Below are 4,886 nucleotides of genomic sequence, written 5' to 3'. Positions count from 1 at the left end.
TGGATTATTCAAAAATCGATAAACTACATTTTTACCGGGCAGATCTTCTTTTTTAGAACTCTGAAGCAATCTAAACCAATTTTTATTTTCAAAAACCATCGAGAAAACCAAACAAAAAACTGTTAGACAAGAGAATCCCAATCCTTTAACTATGCCAGCTTTACGTAAGTAATTTGATATTTTTAATTCTAAAAACGTAGATTGGAGACTTTTTGGCAGTTGCTTAACCCCTGCGTTTTTTATTATCATGATCATGGACACCTTCCTTGGTCTGGTAATTTTGGTTTTTGGCAATTCCATTTTACCAAAAGGATTGGTGTCTTTTCTATTTTTTCTCATTGATTGTCAAGGGCTATTTTATTTTCCAGCAAGGCCGCTTAAATGTTGGGATTAAGGTTGTTTTGCAAGTGGGAAAGTTGAGTAAAAGATTTTTATGAAAAAATAATAAATAATTTTAAATAATGAGAAGAAAATCCAAAAGTAAGCTATGCGCGCAATCAAATGGTAATGGCTTTACATTGAAAAAACGGTGTTATAACACTTTTCGGTGCTCGGGTCGGTTTTGGCCCTGGCTCGTCGCCACTCCCAAAACCTTCCAGAAGGGGTCTGTCCCTTGTTGCGTTAATACGCTAAAGTAATGAATTAAAAAAACTAGCTTTACGTTCTACCAACGGAGAAAGTCGAAGAAAAGGTTTTTCATTTCCATAACGTTCGTTATCGGGACCCTCTATTAAGATATAGGCAAAAGGGATAAGTTTAAAGATGCAAAGGGTATATATATTGACTGTAAAATAAAGTGTATTAAACCAAATCCTCTTGATGTCGGGTAAGGATGGTGTCAATATATGTCAGTACTTCACTAATTCCAATTTCATACGATGGTAATACATTTTCTTCAATATGCTTGTGATGGGGGTATGTTTTTATTTCTTTGTGATGAGGAGCATTATCCCATCTAACTATTAATTTCGTGTCTTCTTCCTGCCAGTGATAGGAATAACTATAGTCTTCTTCAGAGACATATTCTCGTAATGAAAAGAATTATGTTGTTGATTACCTCAACCTTCACTCTAATATAGTAAAAGTTGTTTCCTTGTTTAAAGTCTTGTATCTCGTAAGATTTTATTACTCTGGACTCATTTAGTAATTGTAATATCTTTAGCATGTGCTATTTCACCAATTTTTTCTTTGATTTCATCGAACTTGTTCTGATATGCTTTCCATTCAATATAGTCGTCCCATAGCTTGAAATTTTCAGGCTGTTGCTTTATTTTTTTCTCAAAGTTTATAAAGTTACAATCATATTTGTTTTCTAGCAGTTTTATTCTTTCCTTAATTAGGTACCATTTCAGAAATGAGCTTTAGTTTTTTATATTCCTTAACTTCATCTATTAAAATTTCTATAGTTTCCAATGGTTTATTCTCCTTTTTATAGATAATAATTCATGTAGCGTTCATAGCATTCTGCCCGGTAATTTTGGCCAACTTTCAAGAATATTGTATAGTAATTGATTTCAGATGCGTTACATATTTTACCATCTTTCAATATGATTTTAGCACAGCTGAAAGATTTAAATCAATACTAATTCAACTCAAATCCTAAATCAAGTTTGTTTGAGAGGATTTCGAAAGTGCCCGGTCGGTTCTAGCCTTTTGCGTCAAACCCAGAACTAGGGGACAGTCCGAAAGCGCCGGGATAAACCGGCATAGAGTAGGGGATGAAAGAGCCCCACGTGAAAGGAATAGCTGCACCATCACGACCCCGAGTCATGCGCGGGCAGCCGTGAGGCTGCACGTGAAGCGTTGACAGGGGGAAACGCAGGCCAGCTATAGAGCTCCGCAATCACCCATCCGGGGTGCCGACCTCGAGAACCGGGAGATCTCAGCGGCACCCGCTGGCAGATTAGCTGACGGGTCGGTTAGGGAAGGTCCGTGGCCGTAATCCTGACGTGTACGCTACTGAGAAGTCAGACACCGGTACAGTACCAAAGAAAGCGCCGAACAAAATTGTTATAACAATGGCGGAGGCGCCGGAGGGAAGGCCGGTGACCAAGGGAAATTCTGAAAAGACGATTGCGAACTGTACGCAGGGACAGGGGTAAGCATTGATCGGACTTGACAGAATACGCGAAGCAGCAAGGAGGCTTCGCGTCATAAACTCAAGGTAGGAGTCGTATGAGGTAATTCCTCACGTACGGATCTGTGCGGGGGGGGGGGGCGGTAACGGGCATTCCTACCGTGATTTACTTTCGTTAATAGTTTAATTAATTAAAACATTTTATTAAACCTTCCTTGGCTAAATCGTCTTAGTAGGTTTTTATTACATATTGCTCATTATTAACATGAATTCCACAAGTTTATATATTGAAATATTTCAATTATTTATTGGAATCTGTGTTTACCTGAATATATTTTTGAGTTATTAAATTAGCAAGAGTAAGAAGTAAGAAGTAAGGAAAAGGTGGTTGTAATGAAAGAAAAACTAGAAAGTCGTCTACCAATAACCCAACTCATAACTCATAATATGGCTAAGATAACAAGCAAGGGACAGGTTACAATACCTAAATTCGTTCGAGAAGCTTTAAAAATCAGTGAGGGTGATGAAATCGTTTTTGAGCTTCAAGGTGATAAGGTAAATATTCGCAGGATGACCGCCATTGATACCCTGGCTGCAACCATAGGTCCTAAATTACGTAAAGAATTTCCCACCCCTGAGGAACTTGAAAAGTATTTAAAGAACAACCGCCATGAATTATTCGGAAGGATTTACGGCAGTGATAAAAGTAGCGATTGATACCAATATCCTTTTTTCATCTTATGTGTTTGGGGGCAATCCAAGAAAACTTTTTAGGTTAGCTGAAGATCGTAAAATAAGTTTGGGTATACCAAAATATTGTATTTTGGAGATAGAATCTGTTTTTAAAGATAAATTAGGTCAGGAAGCCGATAAATATTTTCAGTTGCTGGAAGAATGGGTTGATACTTATGCTGGAAGGATAAGTAATCCCAGAAATAAAATAGTTAATCAATACAAAAACTGCACTAACGACATTTGGGATTTACCGGTGTTGGCCTCTGTTGTTCTGTGGGAACCTGATTTTTTTGTGACAGGTAATCATCGGTCTTTTAATAAAAGTAAGGTTGAGCTTTATGTAAAAATAGTTACTGTTTCTGAAATGCTGAATATTTTAGAATCAGTACATATGGTGATTCAGTAATTTCCTGTCTGGATACGTTCGGCTAATCCTCCCATATGGGGTCTGTCCCCCGTTGCGTTAATACGCTAAAGTAACGAATTAAAAAAATTAGCTTTTCCTTGCCAACGGAGAAAACCCGAAGAAGAGGTTTTTCGTTTCCATATCACATATTATCGGGATTTGAGATGATCATGTGCCGGGAATATTAACGCAAAGAAGAACAGACCCTTTTGGGGAATTATTGGGGAATTTAGGAAGGTAGGCTAGACCTTTCGAAATTTCCTCGAGTAAAAAAGAAAAACCGGTTTGACCGGTATTGTTTTAGGTTAGTTTTTTTCTTTTGTTGGAAATGCATTTAACGCTTCAGTAAATTCGTCAATGCTCTTAGTTTTTAAAGCACGCCTAAGTAGCGCTTTAAGAATATCCATATTCTGAATGCCATGCAACCTTTCCTGTACGTCATCCGGGCAAGACCCGGTGTTTTCCTTTAAGGCGTCTGTAATGGCCTCTACCCATCCTTTTTGTATCCCTTTCTTTAATCCATTTGTCACGAATTCCGTCAAATAAAGGCGATGCTTCCATTTTGCTCACCTCGATCATTTTTAGTATAAGTTCCCTGGCAAACCGCAATGACGAGAAGATGGCCAAGCCCAGATACAGGTCGGGTTGCATTTGAGTGGGCAATTCTTCTACACGCCTGGCGCATTCAGCCAGCACTTCCTCGTCCGCTATGTGATGGCGCATTAGCGGTACTAGTGGAATAATCCCCGCCAGTCCGCGTTTTAAATGTTTTTTGCAAGAGCTTTTTGGAGAAAGTTGCAAGTAATTTTTCCATAGTATTGCATCTCCATTTTCCACAATGTTGCAGGTTCTCTTTCCCCGCCATGTTCTACAGGGAAAGAGAAGACTTGCAGGCATTTGTTACCTGAATTAATTAAAAAGACAGTGATTCGGTTAAGTATTCAATCCGCCGTTCTGCTATTCTGGAAGATTCCAGACCGTGGTCTGAAAGCATTTGTTCCAATTCGGCAACATATTCCTTAAGATCACGTGCCTCGCAGGATTTTTCAATATACAGATTCTTAAGGTGCTCACGCTCTTCCTGCCAGCGTTCGGACGGGCTTTTTACTGTGACATCCAGTTCCCCGGCCTCATAATCACGAATATCCCGCCGGATGTTAGTTAGCATAAAGATCCTGTTCGGTGAATTCATACGGAAACGGCTCTTCTGCATATTTCACGAGCAGATACCGCTTAAGGTCATTGGGAAAAGACCTCCTGTATGTATGTTCAAGTTCTCTGATAATTGTTTTGTTTATGGTCATATCATTGACCCTCCTTCTTATCTGTTGACGCTATTGAGCGGTAAAGGTCATTGATACTGGACTCCCTTAACCGGTTGTTCTCTCCCGGAAACAGGAGAAGATAGCAGTGGTGCATGAGTCTGCCTACAAGGGCAACAGTCATCTGCTCATCATAGAGTACATTGACCCACCTGGAAAACTCCAGGTTCGTGTTCAGTATGATGGACTTGTGCTCATGTATCTCGGAGAGATAGTCAAAGAGCAACTGGGCACCGGTACGGTCGTATGGTACGTAGCCCCACTCGTCCAGTATAATGACAGATGCTTTATTCAGTTTTTTCAACAGCGTCCCCAGTGTGCCGGCCTTCTTGGCTTCCGAAAGCTG

At 39.6% G+C, this 4,886-nt stretch carries 7 protein-coding genes and 2 pseudogenes; 2 read left to right on the top strand and 7 right to left on the bottom strand.

Features of this window, described 5'->3' with window-relative positions; translation table 11 throughout:
• From BM056_RS25390 to BM056_RS27880, 3 genes and pseudogenes are all read right to left on the bottom strand, one after another.
• A pseudogene (locus tag BM056_RS25390) lies at window positions 1–339 on the bottom strand (hypothetical protein); the annotation flags it as partial.
• A 462-nt stretch (window positions 340–801) separates the two neighbouring features.
• Window positions 802–1,026, bottom strand: a pseudogene (locus BM056_RS26725) (toxin-antitoxin system TumE family protein); the annotation flags it as partial.
• A gap of 110 nt (window positions 1,027–1,136) precedes the next feature.
• Window positions 1,137–1,289 (bottom strand): hypothetical protein, encoded by a 153-nt coding sequence (locus BM056_RS27880; RefSeq protein WP_492207427.1) that lies wholly within the window; start codon window positions 1,287–1,289, stop codon window positions 1,137–1,139.
• Between the two features lie 1,181 nt (window positions 1,290–2,470).
• Between BM056_RS27880 and BM056_RS25375 the strand changes: the two genes are divergently transcribed.
• Together BM056_RS25375 and BM056_RS25370 are read left to right on the top strand one after the other, a co-directional pair.
• A complete protein-coding gene (locus BM056_RS25375) occupies window positions 2,471–2,794 on the top strand; it encodes an AbrB/MazE/SpoVT family DNA-binding domain-containing protein (RefSeq protein ID WP_092476309.1) in 324 nt (107 codons plus the stop codon).
• Complete coding sequence (locus tag BM056_RS25370; protein WP_092476307.1) at window positions 2,775–3,218, top strand: PIN domain-containing protein; 444 nt, start codon at window positions 2,775–2,777, stop codon at window positions 3,216–3,218. Before BM056_RS25375 ends, BM056_RS25370 begins: the two co-directional genes overlap by 20 nt.
• Window positions 3,219–3,656: 438 nt before the next feature.
• Here the strand turns inward: BM056_RS25370 and BM056_RS25365 are convergent, their stop codons facing one another.
• The 4 genes from BM056_RS25365 to BM056_RS25355 form a co-directional block, all read right to left on the bottom strand.
• The gene (locus BM056_RS25365; protein WP_131820854.1) at window positions 3,657–3,941 is read right to left on the bottom strand and encodes a hypothetical protein; all 285 of its coding nucleotides are present in this window, start codon (window positions 3,939–3,941) and stop codon (window positions 3,657–3,659) included.
• A gap of 190 nt (window positions 3,942–4,131) precedes the next feature.
• Complete coding sequence (locus BM056_RS25360) at window positions 4,132–4,386, bottom strand: hypothetical protein (RefSeq protein ID WP_238456667.1); 255 nt, start codon at window positions 4,384–4,386, stop codon at window positions 4,132–4,134.
• A complete protein-coding gene (locus BM056_RS27090) occupies window positions 4,376–4,522 on the bottom strand; it encodes a hypothetical protein (protein ID WP_238456666.1) in 147 nt (48 codons plus the stop codon). The genes BM056_RS25360 and BM056_RS27090 overlap by 11 nt, the downstream gene beginning before the upstream one ends.
• A gap of 1 nt (window position 4,523) precedes the next feature.
• On the bottom strand, window positions 4,524–4,886 hold a 363-nt coding region (locus tag BM056_RS25355; protein ID WP_165613721.1), incomplete at its 5' end, for an ATP-binding protein.

This window comes from Desulfotruncus arcticus DSM 17038 (assembly GCF_900113335.1).
Lineage (GTDB): Bacteria > Bacillota > Desulfotomaculia > Desulfotomaculales > Desulfallaceae > Desulfotruncus > Desulfotruncus arcticus.
This window is presented reverse-complemented; position numbering and strand designations above follow the sequence as displayed.

Coding starts and splice junctions, on each gene's coding strand:
- BM056_RS25375 (WP_092476309.1), top strand. CDS start 2,471: ATGAAAGAAAAACTAGAAAGTCGTCTACCAATAACCCAACTCATAACT.
- BM056_RS27090 (WP_238456666.1), bottom strand. CDS start 4,522: ATGACCATAAACAAAACAATTATCAGAGAACTTGAACATACATACAGG.
- BM056_RS25365 (WP_131820854.1), bottom strand. CDS start 3,941: ATGCGCCATCACATAGCGGACGAGGAAGTGCTGGCTGAATGCGCCAGG.
- BM056_RS25360 (WP_238456667.1), bottom strand. CDS start 4,386: ATGCTAACTAACATCCGGCGGGATATTCGTGATTATGAGGCCGGGGAA.